The sequence below is a fragment of the Stenotrophomonas sp. CASM101 genome, assembly GCF_049384845.1.
Classification (GTDB): Bacteria; Pseudomonadota; Gammaproteobacteria; order Xanthomonadales; family Xanthomonadaceae; genus Stenotrophomonas; species Stenotrophomonas hibiscicola.
The window spans coordinates 72,652-90,647 of the sequence record NZ_JBMRFR010000008.1 but is presented as its reverse complement, the minus strand read 5'-3'; the positions used below and the strand labels follow the sequence as shown (position 1 = coordinate 90,647).

10 protein-coding genes are annotated in these 17,996 nt (G+C 65.5%); 2 read left to right on the top strand and 8 right to left on the bottom strand.

All coding sequences use genetic code 11. The features are described from left to right. Positions 1-74: 74 nt before the first annotated feature. The 5 genes from VG543_RS13150 to VG543_RS13130 all read right to left on the bottom strand — a co-directional run bounded on the left by VG543_RS13150 (position 75) and on the right by VG543_RS13130 (position 7,286). The gene (locus VG543_RS13150; RefSeq protein WP_423178505.1) at positions 75-1,301 is read right to left on the bottom strand and encodes an AGE family epimerase/isomerase; all 1,227 of its coding nucleotides are present in this window, start codon (positions 1,299-1,301) and stop codon (positions 75-77) included. After that, entirely contained in the window at positions 1,298-2,293 is a 996-nt protein-coding gene (locus tag VG543_RS13145; RefSeq protein WP_329846831.1) for a carbohydrate kinase family protein, read from the bottom strand. Before VG543_RS13145 ends, VG543_RS13150 begins: the two co-directional genes overlap by 4 nt. A 7-nt stretch (positions 2,294-2,300) precedes the next feature. After that, on the bottom strand, positions 2,301-3,614 hold the full coding sequence (fucP, locus tag VG543_RS13140; RefSeq protein ID WP_423178504.1) for an L-fucose:H+ symporter permease: 1,314 nt from the start codon (positions 3,612-3,614) through the stop codon (positions 2,301-2,303). Between the two features lie 60 nt (positions 3,615-3,674). Continuing rightward, the gene (locus tag VG543_RS13135) at positions 3,675-4,724 is read right to left on the bottom strand and encodes a LacI family DNA-binding transcriptional regulator (protein ID WP_057499695.1); all 1,050 of its coding nucleotides are present in this window, start codon (positions 4,722-4,724) and stop codon (positions 3,675-3,677) included. A gap of 96 nt (positions 4,725-4,820) precedes the next feature. After that, positions 4,821-7,286: a GH92 family glycosyl hydrolase gene (locus VG543_RS13130; RefSeq protein ID WP_423178503.1), complete on the bottom strand. Its 2,466-nt coding sequence runs from the start codon at positions 7,284-7,286 to the stop codon at positions 4,821-4,823. Positions 7,287-8,351: 1,065 nt separating this feature from the next. On the opposite strand from VG543_RS13130, the gene VG543_RS13125 reads away from it, so the two are divergent. Both VG543_RS13125 and VG543_RS13120 read left to right on the top strand, forming a co-directional pair. Beyond that, complete coding sequence (locus VG543_RS13125) at positions 8,352-11,429, top strand: TonB-dependent receptor (protein ID WP_071305715.1); 3,078 nt, start codon at positions 8,352-8,354, stop codon at positions 11,427-11,429. A gap of 200 nt (positions 11,430-11,629) precedes the next feature. Then, positions 11,630-11,824 carry a heavy-metal-associated domain-containing protein gene (locus VG543_RS13120; RefSeq protein WP_021204511.1) on the top strand — a complete coding sequence of 65 codons (195 nt, stop codon included), beginning with the start codon at positions 11,630-11,632 and terminating at the stop codon, positions 11,822-11,824. Positions 11,825-11,903: 79 nt separating this feature from the next. Here VG543_RS13120 and cueR read toward each other — a convergent pair whose 3' ends face one another. From cueR to VG543_RS13105, 3 genes are all read right to left on the bottom strand, one after another. Further along, positions 11,904-12,359, bottom strand: coding sequence for a Cu(I)-responsive transcriptional regulator (gene cueR, locus VG543_RS13115; RefSeq protein WP_019661429.1), 456 nt, complete (start codon positions 12,357-12,359; stop codon positions 11,904-11,906). An 11-nt stretch (positions 12,360-12,370) separates the two neighbouring features. Further along, entirely contained in the window at positions 12,371-14,872 is a 2,502-nt protein-coding gene (locus VG543_RS13110; RefSeq protein WP_423178502.1) for a heavy metal translocating P-type ATPase, read from the bottom strand. Positions 14,873-15,032: 160 nt separating this feature from the next. After that, positions 15,033-17,990, bottom strand: a complete 2,958-nt coding sequence (locus VG543_RS13105) for a TonB-dependent receptor plug domain-containing protein (RefSeq protein WP_423178501.1) — start codon at positions 17,988-17,990, stop codon at positions 15,033-15,035. Between the last annotated feature and the right edge of the window lie 6 nt (positions 17,991-17,996).

Genomic DNA, 17,996 nt, shown 5'->3' with positions numbered 1-17,996 from the left:
TGGCCCGGCGCTACCAATTCAACACGCCACGGTAGCGCCGGACCACGTCCGGCGAGCGCGCAGCGCGGCAGACCTCAACGCACGACGTTCAGCACTTCGTAGCACGCGCCCATGGTGTGGTAATCCACCTTGCCGGCCGGGCTCTTCTCGTCGCTGTACTTGCGGTTGTCGGCATCGAGGATGCGGAACCAGGCGCCGTACCGGTGATCGACGAAGTGTTCCCACGAATACGTCCAGATACGCTGGTACCACTGCCAATAGCGGTCATCGCCGGTACGCTTGGCCATCAGTGCGGCGGTCGCCAGCGTCTCCGCCTGCACCCAGAAATACTTGTCGTCGTCGCAGACGAAACTGTCGCCACCGATCGGGGCGCCATCCATGCCCGGCTGCCGGCGCGATTCCGGCGCGAAACCGTAGTACAGGCCACCCCGCGCCTCGTCCCAGCTGCGCGCCACGGCCACGTCGAACAGGTGCTGCGCGGTCGGCACCAGCCAATCGGCCTGCACATGGCGGTCCAGGATCAACAGCAGCTTGGCCCATTCGGTCTGGTGGCCCGGCTGGAAGCCCCACGGGCGGAACAGGTGCTTGGGGTCATCCAGGTTGTAATCCCAGTCGATCTCCCAGTTGGAATCGTAGTGCTCCCACACCAGGCCACCGGCCTTGGCGGCCTGGCGGCGGGTCATGTTGTCGGCCAGCTGCAGCGCGCGCTCCACATAGCGCTGTTCGCCGCTGGCCTCGAAGGCGGCCAGCATCGCCTCGCACATGTGCATGTTGGCGTTCTGGCCACGGTAGCCGGTGAAATTCCACTGCCCATCGGCTTCGTCCTTGTAGAGGCCGTGCTGCGGCTCCCAGAAACGCGCTTCCAGCAGCTGCCAGGTCTCGTCCATCCATGCGCGGGCCTGTTCGAGACCGGCCTTCAGTGCGCAGCTGTAGGCCAACAGCACGAACGCCACGCCATAGCAGTGGTTCATGTCGTCCTCGACCTTGCCATCGCGCAGGGTCCAGGCGTAGCCACCGGTGGCCGGATTGCGATGCACCTCGCGCAGATAGCGCACGCCATGCTCGACTGCGTCGCGGTATTCGGCGTTGCCGAACTCGCGGTATGCCATCGCGTAGTTGAAGACGAAACGGGTGCTGCTCACCAGGTGGCGGTGGCTGGCATCGTAGATGCCGCCGTCATCACGGAAGTAGTGGAAGAAGCCGCCGTTCGGATCGATGCAGCGCGGGTGGTAGAACGCCATCGTGTCGGCGATGTGCGCACGCAGGAACGCGGGTGAACGGAAATCGGGCGAGGTGCTCATGCGGTAATGTCCTGGTCCTGCAGCAGCTGCTGCACTTCATCGAGCGAGGGCATCGCGGCGAACGCGCCCTTGCGGGTAACAGCCAGAGCGCCGACCGCGGCACCGAATCGCAGCGTGGCGGTGATCGCCTCCGGGTCCTGGCAGAATGCTGCAAAGCCTGCACCGGCCCCGCCACGCTCCAGCAGCCCAACCAGCACGCCACCGACGAAGGCATCGCCAGCAGCCGTGGTGTCGACCGTGGCCACGCGGAAACTGGTGACCGTGCCGTGGTTGTCGCGGGTGTACCAGTGCAGCGTGGCCGCACCGTCGGTGACGATGACCCAGCGCGCCTGCGCGGCCAGCAGGCGCCGCAGCACCGTCGCCTCGCCGTCACTGCCCAGCGGCGCGGCCAGGTAGTCCAGCTCCTCGCGCGACAGCTTGACCAGGTCGGCACGTTCCAGCGCCTGCCACAGGCGCGGCGTCGGGTCCTCGTTGGCCGGCCACAGCGCCGGGCGCAGATTGAGGTCCAGGCTGACCACCGCACCGGCGTCACGGGCGCGCTCCATGCCGGCGAAGGTCGCCTCGGCAATGGCCGGCTCGGTCAGGCTGTTGGAGCAGACATGGAAGCACTGCGCGCTGTCGAAGCACGCGGCTTGGAAGTCGCTGTCACGGAACAGCAGGTCGGCCGCCGGTGGCCGGTAGAAACTGAAGCTGCGCTCGCCGCTGGCATCCAGCGCGACGAAGGCCAGCGCGGTCTTTGCCGCATCGGTACGCACGATGTAATCCGTGCCCACGCCGTGCTCGGCCAGGCTGTCCGCCAGGAAGTCACCGAACATGTCTCGGCCCAGCATGCCGACGAACTGGGTCTTCGCCCCCAGTCGCGCTGCCGCCACCGCGACGTTGGCCGGCGCACCGCCGGCGTACTGAAGGAATGCGCGCGGGGTGTCGGCCGAGGCCGGCGGCTGCGCTAGTAGATCGATCAAAATTTCGCCGAAGCAGACAATGGCACCCATTCCGGACTCAGCCTCCCTGCGTTGCGGAAGCCGGCGTACGTGCGCCGACCAGTCCGTAGAAAATGATGTAGCCGTAGCACAGCAGCGGCAGGATGAAGCTGGCCTGCACACCGATGTGGTCGGCCAGCACGCCCTGCAGGTACGGCACCACGGCACCGCCGACGATGGCCATGATCAGCAGGCTGGAGCCCTTGTTGGTCAGCGGCCCCAGGCGCTCGATGCTCAGCGCGAAGATGGTCGGGAACATGATCGAGTTGAACAGGCCGATCGCCACCACCGAGTACAGCGCGATGCTGCCAGAGGTCAGCATGGTCGTAACCAGCAGGGCCACGTTGACCAGCGCGAAGATCGCCAGCAGGCGGCTGGGCGAGAAGCGCGCCAGCAGCGCCGAGCCGGCGAAGCGGCCAATCATCGCCATCGTCCAGTAGGCCGACACGTAATGGGTGGCCTCCTGTTCGCTGAAGCCGCCGATGTTGGGCATCGACAGGTAATTGACCAGGAAGCTGCCGATCGACACTTCGGCACCGACGTAGAAGAAGATGCCCAGCACGCCCAGCAGCAGGTGGCGCTTGCGCAGTGCATCCAGGTAGCTGTGGTGGTGACCCTGGTCAGCCTGCTCGGTGGCGTCGCTCAACGCCGGCAGGCGGAACAGGAACACGAACAGCGCCAGCAGTACCAGCGCCACCGCCAGGCCCACGTATGGACCCTGCACGGCCTGCGCCTCGGCGGCACGGTAGGCCAGCTGCTCGGCGGCCGGCAGCGCCGCGATGTCATCGGCACTCTTCACCGTGTTGGACAGGATCAACATGCCGCCAAAGATCGGGGCGATGGCCGTGCCCAGCGAGTTCAACGCCTGCGCCAGGGTCAGGCGGCTTGAGCTGGTCTGCTCCGGTCCCAGCAGTGCGACGTACGGGTTGGCGGCGACCTGCAGCACCGTGATGCCGGTCGCCAGCACGAACAGTGCACCGAGGAAGGCGCCGTAGATGCGCAGCTCGGCCGCGGGCCAGAAACCCAGTGCACCGATACCGGCAATCACCAGGCCGGCCACGATGCCCTTCTTGTAACCCAGCGCCGCCACCAGCCGACCCGCCGGCAGCGACATCAGGAAATAGGTGCCGAAGAAGGTGAACTGCACCAGCATCGCCTTGGCGTAGTTCAGCTCGAACACCGCCTTCAGGTGCGGGATCAGGATGTCATTGAGGCAGGTCAGGAAGCCCCACATGAAGAAGATCGTGGTGACGACAGCCAGCGCCTTGCCGTTGGTGACGGCGGGTGCGTTGCCCGAAGAACCCGATGGACGGGGCGTTGCGGAGATCGGCATGCGGTACGCGCCTCGATGCGCGGAAGATCGTTGTTGCGTGGAAGGGATGTATGAAAGGAATCAGTTCGGTCGTGCGGCACTGCTTTCGCGGATGCGCAGCTGCACCGGCGCGACCGTGCGCCGCGGCGGCGCATCCGGTTCGTCCAGTCGTTGCAGAAGCAGCGCCGCAGCTTGCCGGCCACGCTCGCGCGGGTCGGCGGTCAGCGTGGTCAGTGGCGGCACCGCCACCGCAGCCTCGGAAATATCATCGAAACCGGTAACGGCAAAATCGCCGCCCGGACGGATGCCACGCGAATTCAGGCCCAGCATCAGGCCCAACGCGACGGTGTCGTTGTAGCAGACCGCCGCACTCGGACGATGGCCATCGGCAAACAGTTCATCGGTGCGCGCTGCCGCTTCCAGGCGATTCGGCGCCGACTCGATCATCCAGCCCGGCGGCAGCGACAGACCGGCCTCGGCCAGCGCCTGCTGGAAACCGGCACGGCGCTGGTGGCACGAACTGGATGCGGCGTGGCCGCCGAAGAAAGCGATCTGGCGATGGCCGCGCTCGATCAGGTGGCGCGTGGCGAGATAGGCGCCGTGCTGGTTGTCGAGGGTGAGGAAATCCCAGTCAGCCCCTTCAAGCTCGCGGTTGAACAGCAGCACGTTGGCATTGGCACCCAGCGCCTGCCGCAGCAGCGTGGTATCACTGCCCTCGGCCGGCGACAGGATCAGGCCAGCCGGGGTGTGCTCCATCAGCGTGGACAGCACCGCCTGCTGGCGCTCCGGCGATTCGCCGGTGCTGCCCAGCAGGGTCACATAACCACGCCCGCCCAGCGCCTCATCCACACCGGATGCGAATTCGGCGAAGAACGGGTTGGACAGATCGTTGATCACCAGCGCGATGCTTGATGACGTGCGCCGGCGCAGGTTGGCCGCCGCGCGGTTGTAAACATAACGCTGGCGGCGCAGTTCGGCCTCGACCTTGGCGCGGGTATCGACGTTGACCAGCGGGCTGCCGCGCAGCACCAGCGACACCGTTGCCCGTGACACGCCGATGGCACGCGCGATGTCGGTCACCGTCACCGCCTTGCCGGCGCGTTTGCTGGGACTGCTGCCGTTGTCGTTCATCGTCTTCCCGGACTCCGCTGGATGCTCAAGCCTAATGGATCAGGGACCTGTCGTGCCGTGCCGTTCGCTGGGTCACCGCGAACGGCACAGTCCGTCTCAGCGCAGCTGGCTACCCGGTGCCGCGCACCAGGATACCGGCAGGTCCTTCACCGCCGTGCCCCAGCCCTGCTCCGGCGCCTTCGCGTCGAGCGCGAACTGCAGGCGCGGGCCCTGCTGCAGCTGGTTCCAGTCCAGCCAAACCGGCGCATGCGGCTGGCCATCGACCTGCACGCCCTGCACATACTGCAGACGGCGGCCATCGGCACCCGGCGCGTCGATGCGCAGCGTGCGGCCATTGCCCATGTCCACTTCCACCTTGCTGAAGCGCGGGGTGTGCAGCAGGAACTGGCCACTGCCCGGCACCGCCGGGTACACGCCGATGGCGCTGAACAGGTACCAGGCCGACATCGTGCCGAGGTCATCGTTGCCGGTCACGCCGTTGGGGGCATTGGTGAACAGCTGCTGCGCCGCACGCACCACGGCGGCGGTCTTCCACGGCTGGCCGATCAGGGTGTACAGCCACGGCGCGTGCAGGTCCGGCTCGTTGTTCGGGTTGTAGCGGAACTGGTTGTAATAGCTGTACGGCCCGACCACCCACGCCTTGCGGGCGGCATTGAGCGGGTCGGCCTGCAGCGCGTCCATCGCGAAGAACGCATCGAGGCGGCGGCCGGCCTGTTCGCGGCCGTCCATGGCTTCGACCAGGCCCGGCACGTCCTGCTGCGCCAGCCACTGGTACTGCCACGCCGTGCCTTCATGGAAACCGTGATGCGAGCGCGGGCTGTAGTGGCCATCGGCCGGGGTGTACCACTGGCCATCCTCGGTGCGCGGGCGGGGGAAACCGGTGAAGCCGGTCTCGGCGTCACGCACCTGCGGGTCCCATACCTTGCGCCAGTTGCGGCCGCGCTCACGCAGCGTCGCCGCGTCCTGCGCATGGCCGAGGCCATCGGCCATCTGCGAAAGCGCACAGTCGGCCAGCGCGTATTCCAGCGTCGCCGAACCGCCGTGATGCGGATCGACGTCCATGCCCTTGGACGGGAACGCGCGGTCGTAGACCACGTAGCCCTTGTCCAGATAGGTCGGGTTGCCGGAGCGGCCAGCCATGCGCGAGTTCAGCGGCGGCGTGCCGAACGCGTTGCGGCGCAGCGCATCCCAGGCCTGCGATTCACGGCCCTTGAGCGCGCCGAAGCGCCACAGATCGACCATGAACGGCGTAACCGGATCGCCTGTCATGATGTTGGTCTCGAAATTGGCATAGCCCCAGCGCGGCAGCCAACCGCCCTGCTCGTCGATCGCCAGCAGGGTACGGCCGATGTCACGCGCCACGTCCGGGCGGGTCAGTGCCAGCCACTGGTTCTGCGCGCGGTAGGTATCCCACAGCGAGAAGTACTCGTAGTAGGTCCAGCCGTCGGCACGGTGGATGCCATCGTCATAGCCACGGTAGCGGCCGTCGGCGTCGTTGCCGGTCATCGGCTGGAGCAGCGCGTGGTAGACCGCGCTGTAGAACACCGCGCGGTCGTCGGCGTTGCCGCCCTGCACACGCACCCGGCCCAGCTGCTCACGCCACGACTGCTGGGACAACGCACGCATGCGGTCGAAACCGAGCAGCGCTCCATCCTGCATGCCATCTGCGCGCAGATTGATGCGCGCGCCTTCGGCATCCACGTGCGAGATTGCGCTGACCGCCGTCACCGACTGGCCCTTGGCCAGGTCGAAGGTCAGCCAGGCACCGTTCGGCTTCTGCTCGCCTTCCATGCTGTGCCGCGCACCCGGCAGGCCACCGCCCTCGCCCCAGGTGCCATGCGCCTTGAACGGACGGTCGAACTCGATGCGGAACCAGGTGGTGTACTGATGACCGCCACAGAAGCTCTTGGTCACCAGCTTGCCCTCGACTACACGGTCGCCGACCACATCGACCACGCTGCCGATCACTGAATGGCGTTCGTTGGCCTGGCCGACATTGACGAGGACGTGGCCATCGCCGCTGCGCTGGCTGAAGGTGTAGCGCTCGGCCGCGGCACGGGTGCGCGCGGTCGCCTCGGCATCGATGCCGCCGTAGCTGGTCAGGCGCACCTTGTAGTAGCCAGCCTGGCCGATCTCGCCGTCATGCGTGTAGTTCGAGGCATACGTCTTGTGGTCGAATTTCTTGGGGTTTCCGGTATCGAAATCGCCGCCCGGGCCGATCGAGCCGGTCACCGGCAGCACCGACACCTGGCCGCCCTGTTCCCAGCAGCCGGCACCGGAGATGAAGGAGTGGCCAAAGCCACGGATCTTCTCGTCGTCATAGCGCCAACCCGAATAGTGGCTGCCGATCGGGCTGACCTGGATCAGGCCGAACGGCGCCGACGCGCCCGGGAACGTATTGCCGTCGTCCTTGCTGCCGATGAATGTATTGACCTCCCGCACCAGCGCTGCCGGCGCGGCCTGCAACAGCATCGGCATGGCCGAAAGTGCCAACAGGCAGGCCAGGCGCGCCAGCGGGCGCGAGGTCGATGGGACGGCGGGAGCGGACGGCACTGGGCGCATGTCGGGTTCCTGTAGTCGATGACGCGGAGGCAGACGGCCGGGGTCGTTCGGCACCGTTCCGCTGAGTCCCGCCGTGACCGGCAGAGAGCTCCCCCTGGAATGACGCCCGACCCACCAGACCGTGGATTTAGATCGATTCAAGTAGAGCATGCGGCTTCAGCCGAATGCATTCTGCGGCGCAGCATGAGAGGGGGTGTTCGGTAGGGCTGCGCCCTGCACCTGCTACGAGCTGGAGCAACAGCAACAGCAACAGCAACAGCAGAAGCTGGTTTCCTGTGGGGAGTCGGGCTGGGTCCGGTTGCGGGGGACGCTGCAAGTACGTCCATGTAAGCTCGGTCGCCGCATCCATGCGGCTCACGCCCCCGGAACCGGACCCACCCCGCCTTCGACAGATTTCCGCGATCTGTAGATCCACGCTATGCGTGGATGAATCTCTGTCGGATATCGAAATCAATCGGGGTCAGATCCGTTTTCCAACGGAAAACGGATCTGACCCCATGACCCCATGCCGCACCAGGATCAATCCAACCGTCACCGGGAAACTGTCAAAGGTGGGGCGGTGTGGGCTGGCAGGACCGTTGGCGCCATGGATGGCGCCATCGAGCCCCCAGGGACGGGTTTACGGCGTGTCCTGCCAGCCCACACCGCCCCGCCAAGCCACAGACAACCCAGAGCCGCTTTGGCTTTGGCTTTGGCTTTGGCTGTAGACGTTGCCCTGGCTTGAAGCAGGTGCAGGGCGCAGCCCTGCCGACTCACCCTTCCCCTGCGCACGAAAACGATTTCACTGATTTCAGCAAACCGTCATCCCTTCGCCACGCCAGTACCATATTGCGCAGCAGCATGCGCCCACGGGCGACCCGTGCTAAAAATCGCCCGCCCATCGCTTAGATCGATCCAAGAACGACATTGCGATGGCCGGGAGTTGGGGGAGCAGCAACAGGACGTACCAGGCCACACGCGCGGTGCTCTGCCACCCACATGGCGACAGCCGCAAAGTCACTTCAAATTAGATCGATTCAAGTTGTCCGTGCCACGTCACCGGATCAATCCAGGAGAGAGGGAGAGATGGGAATGAAGCATTCAATACGTACGCATGGCCAAGACGCACTGTCGTTGGCCATCGCGCTGGCATTGGCCGCCGCCGTCATTCCGGCTGGCGCCGCCGCGCAACAGGCCACGTCTACCGGCGCGCCGGATGCCACCACTCTGGACAGCGTCCAGGTCACCGGCTACCGCTACGCCATCGAAAAGAGCCTTGAGCAGAAGCGCGACGCCAACGCCGTTGTCGAAGTGATCACCGCCGAGGACGTCGGCAAGTTCCCCGACAAGAACGTGGCCGACGCACTGCAGCGCGTGCCCGGCGTGGTCATCACCCGCAGCGGTGGTGAAGGCAAGAGTGTCAGCGTGCGCGGCCTTGCGCCGGACCTGACCCTGACCCAGTTGAATGGCAACTACGTGGCCACGTCGGAAACCAACGACGAAGCCACCCGTTCGTTCAACTACACCCTGCTGCCGTCGAACATGCTGTCCAGCGCCGAGCTGTTCAAGTCGCCGGAAGCACGCATCGACGAAGGCGGCATCGGCGGCACGGTCATCCTGCACACCCGCCGTCCGCTGGACATGGAGTCCAACTCGGGCTTCGTCACGCTCGAGGGCACCTCCTCCGATACCCACCACGATATCGACCCGCAGGCCTCGGCCCTCTATTCGTGGCACAGCAAGGATGAGCGTTTCGGCGTGCTGGTCGGCGTGACGCAGCAGAAGCGCACGACCCGTACCATGGAAGCCAGCACCGAGGACTACCAGTGGTACGGCGCCGGCAGGGCACGCGACGCCTATGGCAACGTGCAGCAGCAGGATGGCATCCACTACTGGTGGGGCAAGTCCGGCTTCAACAACCAGACCGGCGGCAACTACAGCGACTTCTTCATGCCGACCTCGGTCAACTTCGCGGTGAAGGAAGAAAAGCGCGAGCGCAAGGGCGGCCAGCTGACCTTCCAGTTCAAGCCGGTCGACAACGTCACGATGACCGCCAACTACTTCCGCTTCGAGCTGCAGGGTGACTACACCCAGAACATGCTGAAGATTCCGGAATGGAGCATGGCGCGCTACAACCAGGACGGCAACTGGGCCGGAGGCCGCCTTCTCAATGGCCTGGACTTCGATGCCAGCGGCAACACCGTCACGGGTGCCCAATTCGAAAAGCTGGCTGGAAAGACCTACTACTGCAGCGAAGACCAGGCCAAGGCCGCCGGCCTCAAGCCCGGCGGCTGGGGCCCGGACGACTGCACGATTCCGACACCGCAGCTGACCGGTGGCTACAGCAAGGAAAAGGCGCTGTCGCAGACCGCCGACCTGACCATCGACTGGGACATCAGCCCGCTGTGGAAGGCCTCGTTCACCGGTGGCCGCACCTGGTCCGAAGGTGGTCCGTCGATGAACTTCCGCATGTCGGCCAAGCCGCGCCGCAAGGTCGGCAACGACTACCTGTCCGGTAACCAGTACAGCGCATGGGACCTGACCGGCACGCCGTCTGCCACCTTCTCGCCCGACCTGCAGCAGCAGTTGATGAACGGCATCGCCGAAGTCGACACCGGCTCGACCGATTCGTCGTGGAAGCGCACCGAGGTCAAGCAGAACTACTTCCAGGCCGACGTGACCAAGCTGTTCGAGTCCGGTTGGCTGGATTCAATCCAGTTCGGTGCCAAATACCGCGACGGCAAGGTGCACCGCAACACCGGCAACACCTACTGGGTGTGCCCCGGCCGTGACCCGGCCGACTATGACAACAGCCGCTACCAGAGTGGCTGCGATCCGACTGCCGGCGATGCGCAGCCCGGCTTCTTCCTTTCCAATCCGATCAGCAACATTGCCGGTGGCTTCAATGCCAACGTGTTCCCGGGCATCAACTACCCGGCGTACATCGACTATCTGAACAAGACCTACGGTGGTTCGCACAACCGTACCGAGGAAGACTTCGTCTACAACGTCAACGAGAAGATCTACTCCGGCTACTTCCAGGCCAACTTCCGCACCGAGCGCGTGCGCGGCAATGTCGGCGTGCGCGTGGTGCGCACCAAGCAGTTCGCGCAGTCTTCCGACTCGATCGAGAAGTTCAACGACTACTTCCTGGACAACGCGTCCGGCGCGCCGATGGCGTGCACCGACCCCGCCGCTGCGGCCTACCCGACCTACAGCTGCGAGAGCGGCTTCGTGCGCCTGCCGCATGACCTGGCGCAGAGCAAGACCTACAGCCTGATCGGCGTGGACCGCACCTACACCGACGTGCTGCCGAGTTTCAACATCGCATGGGACATCACCGACACGCTGGTGCTGCGTGGTGCCGCATCGAAGGTGATCGCCCGCCCTGGCTACACCGACATCGCAGCACCGGGCGCACTGAGCTACTACAGCGAGGAGTACGTCAATGATCGCCGCGTTGCCGGTGGCGCATCGACCGCAGGCTGGGTCGGCCAGGGCAGCAACAAGCAGCTGGAGCCGTTCAAGGCCACCCAGTTCGACCTGGGCCTGGAGTGGTACTTCCAGCCGGGCGCGGTCGCCGGCGTCAGCCTGTTCCGCAAGAACGTGGACAACTTCACCCTGCCGGTGGTGCGCGACACGCCCATGGTCATCAACGGTGAAGCGGTGAACGTGCAGCGCTACGAGACCCAGGCCAATGGCCGCGATGGTGTGTCGCAAGGCGTCGAGCTGTATGGCCAGTACACCTTCGATTTCGGCTTCGGCGTGCAGGCCAACTACACCTACAACGACACCAACCTGGCTTCCATTGTTCTGGACGGGCAGGAAATCGGCTCCTCGCCGCTGGTCGGCAGCGCCAAGAACCAGGCCAACGTGACGGTCTTCTACGAGAACGAGAAGTTCCTCGCGCGCGCTTCGTTCAACCGTCGCGGCCAAGTGGTCGGCGGGCTCAACAATGGCCTCACCGTCTACACCGAACCGTATGACCAGCTGGATCTGAATGTTGCCTACAACCTGACCCCGGACTGGACCCTGACCGCCTCGGTGATCAACGCCACCAAGTCAGAGCAGCGCGTGCATCTGGGAAGCGACACCAAGGCACGCCTGATCTCCAATACCTATGCAGGCCGCCAGCTGTACTTCGGCGCTACCTGGAAGTTCTAAGGCAACACCGGGTTGCCCGGGCGCGCCCCGGTGCAACCCACGCCCCGCCCTGGCGGGGACGTTCCTCCACGGCAGCCGCGCTGGTACAGGCGGCTGCCGTTTTTTTTGCCGCCTTGCCTGTCGTTCAGCCCGGCACTTGACCCTGCCATCGTTGGAAGGTGCACACTGACTCGACCCCAAGAGCACCCAAGGAGCTACGGATGGAATTCCATGTTGAAGGCATGACCTGCGGCGGTTGCGCGCGCAGCGTGACCAAGGCGATCGAACTGGTCGATCCGCAGGCCAGCGTGCAGGCAGATCCGGCCAGCCGCCGAGTGCAGGTGCAGACATCGGCCAGCGAAGCGCAGATCGTGGCGGCACTGACCGATGCCGGCTTCCCGCCGCGTACCGCCTGACCCCCTCTCCTGTCCCAGACTGAAAAGCCCGCCGGGTACTACAGCACCCGGCGGGCTTTTTCATGCATGCGATATCGAGTCAATGCTTGTGCGTACGCCGCCGCACCGCACCAGTCTTCGCGGTATCGACCGGTACCAGCGTCCCATCGTCCTCACCCAACCGCTCCAGGATCGGGCACTCCGGGCGCTCATCGCCCGCGCAGCAGCTGATCAGCGACTTCAGCGTGTCGGCCATCTGCCGCATGTGCTCGATGCGTTGCTCCAGATCGGCGATGTGCTGCTCGGCCAGGTGCTTGACGTCGGCGCTGTGCCGCGAGGTATCGTTCCAGAGGCCGAGCAGATCGGTGATCTCGGCCACCTGGAAGCCCAGATCGCGTGCGCGGCGGATGAAACGCAGGCGGTGGATGTCCGCCTGCGAATATGCCCGGTAGCCCGACTCGGTTCTATCAGCGGCGGGAATCAGGCCGATCTGTTCGTAGTAGCGGATCATTTTCGCCGACACGCTGGAGGCTTTGGCGGCTTCACCGATGTTCATGGGTATTCCCTTCAATGAGTGACGGCGGCGGCATCCGCCATCGGTGGCTGGAAGCGGCGCAGGCGCAGCGCATTGCCCAGCACGAACACGCTGGACAGGGCCATCGCACCGGCCGCGAACACCGGTGACAGCAGCACGCCCCAGACCGGATACAGCACGCCGGCGGCCACCGGAATCAACGCGGTGTTGTAGGCGAAGGCCCAGAACAGGTTCTGCCGGATGTTGCCCAGCGTCGCCTTCGACAACGCAATGGCATTCGGCACACCCTGCAGGTTACCCGACATCAGCACCACGTCGGCCGATTCCACCGCGATATCGGTACCGGTTCCGATCGCCAAGCCGACATCGGCCTCGGCCAGTGCCGGCGCATCGTTGATGCCGTCGCCGACGAAGGCGACATGGCCATGTGTGGTCTTCAAGCGGCGCACCGCCTCGACCTTGCCTTCCGGCAGCACCTCGGCCACCACTTCGTCGATGCCGAGCTGGCGCGCGATCGCCTGCGCGGTAGCAGCGTTGTCACCGGTGATCATCGCCACCTTCAGGCCAAGCTGATGCAGTGCCGCGATCGCGGCCGGCGTGCTCGGCTTGATCGGATCGGATACCGCGATGATTGCGGCCAGGCGACCGTCAATGGCGGCATACAGCGGCGACTTGCCCTGGGTGCCCAGCTCTGCCGCCAGCGCCGCAAACAAAGTGATGTCCACGCCCAGATCGCGCATGAAGCGATCGGCACCGACCTCCACCCGCGCACCATCAACGCTGGCACGCACGCCCATGCCGGTGACCGATTCGAAATCGACCATCGACGGCAGTGCAATGCCCTGTTCAGTGGCTGCATCGACGATGGCGCGGGCGATCGGATGTTCAGAGCGCGATTCCACTGCAGCCACTGCCGCCAACACTGTGCTGCGATCGAAGCCGTCCGTGATCTCGAAGTCGGTCAGGCGCGGGCGACCCTCGGTCAGCGTGCCGGTCTTGTCCACCGCCACCACCTGCGCATCCTTCAGCAGCTGCAGCGCTTCGCCCTTGCGGAACAGCACGCCCATTTCGGCGCCGCGGCCGGTACCGACCATGATCGAGGTCGGCGTGGCCAGCCCCATCGCGCAGGGGCAGGCAATGATCAGCACCGCTACCGCGTTGACCAGCGCGAAGCTCAGGGCTGGCGACGGGCCGAAGATCAGCCAGACTGCGAAGGTCGCCAGCGCGGCCAGCATCACCGCCGGCACGAACCACAGCGTGACCTTGTCAACCAACGCCTGGATCGGCAGCTTCGAGCCCTGCGCCTGTTCGACCATGCGGATGATCTGCGCCAGCAGGGTCTGCGCGCCCACCGCCGTCGCACGTACCGTCAGTGCGCCCTTCTGGTTGACCGTACCGCCCACCACGCTGCTGCCCGGCTGCTTCTCAACCGGAATCGGCTCGCCGCTGATCATCGATTCGTCGATGTAGCTGCGGCCTTCAACCACCTCGCCATCGACCGGCACACGCTCGCCTGGCCGCACTTCCACCACGTCGCCGCTCTGCACTTCATTGACCGGGATATCGACGGTGCGGCCGTCACGGATCACGTGGGCGACCTTGGCCTGCAGGTTGACCAGACGCTTGATCGCCTCCGAGGTGCGGCCCTTGGCGCGCGCTTCGAGGAAGCGGCCGAGCAGGATCAGTGCGACGATTACCGCCGCCGCTTCGTAGTAGACGTTCACCGTGCCCGGCGGCAGCAGCCGCGGTGCAAAGGTCGCGACCACCGAATAGCCGAACGCCGCAGCGGTGCCCACCGCCACAAGCGAATTCATGTCCGGTGCAAGGCGCAGCAGCGCCGGGAAGCCCTTCTGGTAGAAACGGCGACCGGGGATGGCCAGCACCAGGAGCGTCAGTGCGAACTGCAGGTACCAGCTGGCCTGCATGCCAATCGTGGCCATCACCCATTCGTGCATGCCGGGAATCAGGTGCGAGCCCATCTCCAGCACGAACACCGGCAATGCCAGCGCAGTTGCCACGATCAGGTCGCGCTTCAGTTCGGCACGCTCGGCATCCTTCTTTTCTACGGCCTCGTCATCGGACTGCACACCCGCCTCGATTACGCGTGCGTCATAGCCGGCCTTGTCGATGGCGGCGACCAGCGTCGCAGCATCCGCCACGCCACGCACCGTGGCGCGCTCGGTGGCCAGGTTGACGCCGGCCTGGCTCACGCCTGACACCGCCAGCAGCGCGCGCTCCACGCGGCCCACGCAGGAGGCGCACGTCATGCCTTCCACGGCCAGTTCAACGGTGGCGGCAGGTACGTCGTAGCCCACCCGCTCCACCGCCTGGATCAGCGCGGCCCGATCGACCGGGCCGGACGGGCGGATATCCGCGCGCTCGGTGGCCAGATTGACCGAAACACTGCCCACACCTTCGACCCTGGACAGCGCCGCCTCGACCCGGCCGACACAGCTGGCGCAGGTCATGCCCTCGATGGGCAGGCTGATGGTGGCAGGACTTGCGGTGGCGGCAGCGGCGCGGGGCGTGCTCATGATCGGATTCCCGGGGTTCCTTCTGGATGCGGACAGGCTAAACCTTGCCATCGTGGGAAGGTCAAATCCAGCCTGTCCGCATGCATGAAGGGGGCGCCGCCCCCGGCGTTCCGTTTCCGCATCCACGCATGGCGTGGATCTACCGGCGAGGTCGGTCTCTTCAGAACGTGAACACATACTCCAATGCGAGCTCACGGCCGACCGCGCTCAGCAACCGGGTCGGGGCGAAGTCATAGTCCAGCTTGTACGGATCCTTGTGATTCCAGCTGGCGGAGTTGAAGGCGTTGTTGACGTACACGTTTACCTTCGCGTGTTCGGTCACCTGGTAGCCCACGTTGAAGTTCCAGGTGATGAACGGCCCCACTCGACCGTAGTAGCGCGCCGTCTGCTGCCCGGCATTGGGGTTCGGGTTCGGCGAGCCATCCGGACGCGTTGCCGGCTCCAGGCAGTTCAGCGACGGGCTGTCGCTGGGCACGTAGCCATCGGCGAACGGCAGGCAGCCGCCGGGGTTGTCCAGGCGGTCGGTGCCCCAGTGGTAGCGCACGCCCGGCACCGAGCCCACGCGGTCGGCATAGACATTGGCATTCCAGTTGCCGCGCTGCCAGGCCAGGCTCGCGCGCAGCTTACTGCGCAGGTCGCGGTCGCGGCGTTCCGGGTTCGGGTCGTTGGCGTAGCGCTGTTCCTTGGTGGAGATCTGGTTGGTGTAGTTCACACCCAGCTGGAAGCTGCCCCATTGCGCGGTCTCCAGACGGTAGCGCGCGGTCAGGTCGACGCCACGCACTTCGCGGCTGGCCAGGTTGAACGGGCCGCGCTCGATCGACACCAGGCGCCCGTTGCTGTCACGGTTCACGCGCGCCAGGATGCCGGCGCAGTAGTCGCCACCGGCCGGATTGGCCCATGGCGTGCCATCGATGTTCTTGCCGGTCAGGCAGCCGGCCTCGCTGGCCAGCACCTCGTCGGCGCCGACGTCGACGATCATGTCTTCCAGCTTGATCGCCCAGTAGTCGGCGCTGACCGACAGGTTGGGCATCACGTCCCAGACGAAGCCGACCGTCCACGAATCACCGGTTTCCGAGCGCAGCAGCGGCGTGCCACGGCGGTTCACGTCGAAGGTGTACCAGACATCGGTGTTGCCCACGCCACAGTTGTTGACCAGGTAGGCACCGCTCTGGATGCAGCGCAGGCGATCATAGGTCTGCACTTCGGAACTGCTCGGCTGGCCCAGCAGGTAGTGCATGTCCGGCGCGTGGAAGCTGGTGGCATACGAGCCACGCACCAGCAGCGATTCGACCGGGCGCCATTCCAGGCCGACGTTCCAGGTGGTTTCCTTCTGGCTGCCGATATCCAACGCTTCACTGCTGTCATCGGCCTTGTAGTTGCCATAGCGGTCGTAGCGCGCGGCCGCGGTGGCCGTTACGCTCTCCAGCAGCGGGATCTTGAACTCGACGCCCGCCGAATACCGGGTGCGCTCGCCACCACCGCGGTCGACGTTCTGCAGGTCGAAATCGATGCCGGCGCGTGGGTCCGGGCTGAGGTGGTAGCCCTGCTGCGCGACTTCAGCTACCGCTGCGAACGAGATCGGGCCTGCCCAGCCCTGGAACAGCTCGCCGGTGATATCCGCCGAGGCCTGGTTGACCCACGATGACGCGCGGTTCCTGGCCACCGTGCCCATCTGCCAGTATTGGTCCGGCGTGAGCGGATTCCACCAGCGCGATTCGTTCAACGCGTAGATCGCCTCGCCATCGGGGGTGGTGCCCAGGCGCGGGCCGAGGAAGTAGTCGTACGACTTCTGCTCGTCCACCACGTTCTGCCGTTCTTCCACGCGGTAGTAGGAACGGCCCACCGAGGCGCTCCAGTCGAAGCGATCGGCAAGGCGGCCACGCAGGCCTGCGCTCCAGTCCCAGGACAGCTCGCGGTTGGTGTTGCGCAGGGTATCCAGGCCACCGACTTCGTTCGGAGTGAACTGGCGCACGCCCAGGATCGGGCGGTTGCGATTGGCATCCCAGTAATAGCCGTTGTCGTCGTCGATCAGCGAGACGCTGGGCGGATTGGTGCCCCAGATCGCTTCGGAGTGGTACACCGCCAGGTTGGTCCAGGCCTGCAGGTCGCTGCTGAAATCGAAGGTGGCGTAGAGGTTGCCGGAAACATTCTCGGCGCCGCCGGTGAGCAGCCAGTTGGCGTAGTCGGCGCTCATGCCGCACAGGCGGCCGGTGTTGGTGATGGTGTTGGTAGCGTAGTTGTAGACCAGCCGATCGGCAGTGTAGTACTCGCTGTCGAACTTCTCGCAGGTGCCTGCAGGCGGTGCCAGGCGCTGGCCGTTGGTCGGGTCGATCAATGCCAGGCCCGAGGTGGGGCGGAAGCCGACCTTGCGCTGCTCCATGTTCCAGGAGGGATACGGTGCGTCGTCGGCGTCGTCCATCTGCGGTCGGTCGCGTCCGAACAGCGGATCGCGCTTGGTGTACTGCAGCGCGTAGGTCACGCTCCAGTTGTCGCCGGTCTTGCCGCCGGCCCAGGACAGGTCCCAGGTATCTCGTCCACCTTCTGTGGAGGTACCGCCACGCACGCGCACTTCGTCGCCGTCGTAGTTGGTCTTGAGGATGACGTTGACCACGCCGGCGATCGCATCCGAACCGTAGATGGCCGAGGCGCCGCCGGTCAGCACTTCAATGCGCTCCACTGCTGCGGCCGGAATGTTGCCGTAGTTGGAGAAATTGGTTTCGCCGCCGTAGGGCAGCGGGTAGTCGGCCACACGGCGGCCGTTGACCAGCAGCAGAGAACGGTTCGGGCCCATCCCGCGCAGGTTCAGGCCACTGGCGTTGGGCGTGTGCGAGCCCCATTGCGAGGCGGCTTCAACGGTGCCGGTCGCTTCGGTGAGCGTCTTCAGCGCGTCATACACGCTGACGAAGCCCTCTTTCTGGATCTGCTGCGCGGTGATCACGTTGACCGGGGCCGGGCCTTCGACACTGGCGCGCTTGATGCGCGAGCCGGTGACGGTGACCGCGTCGAGATCCTTGGTAGACGAGCTTGAGGCTTGCTGCGCATTGGCAGCCAGGGGAAGCAGGGCCAGGATCAGGGCCTGGGACAGCAGGTGGCGACGCTTGTGGACGATCTGAGCCATGGTGGT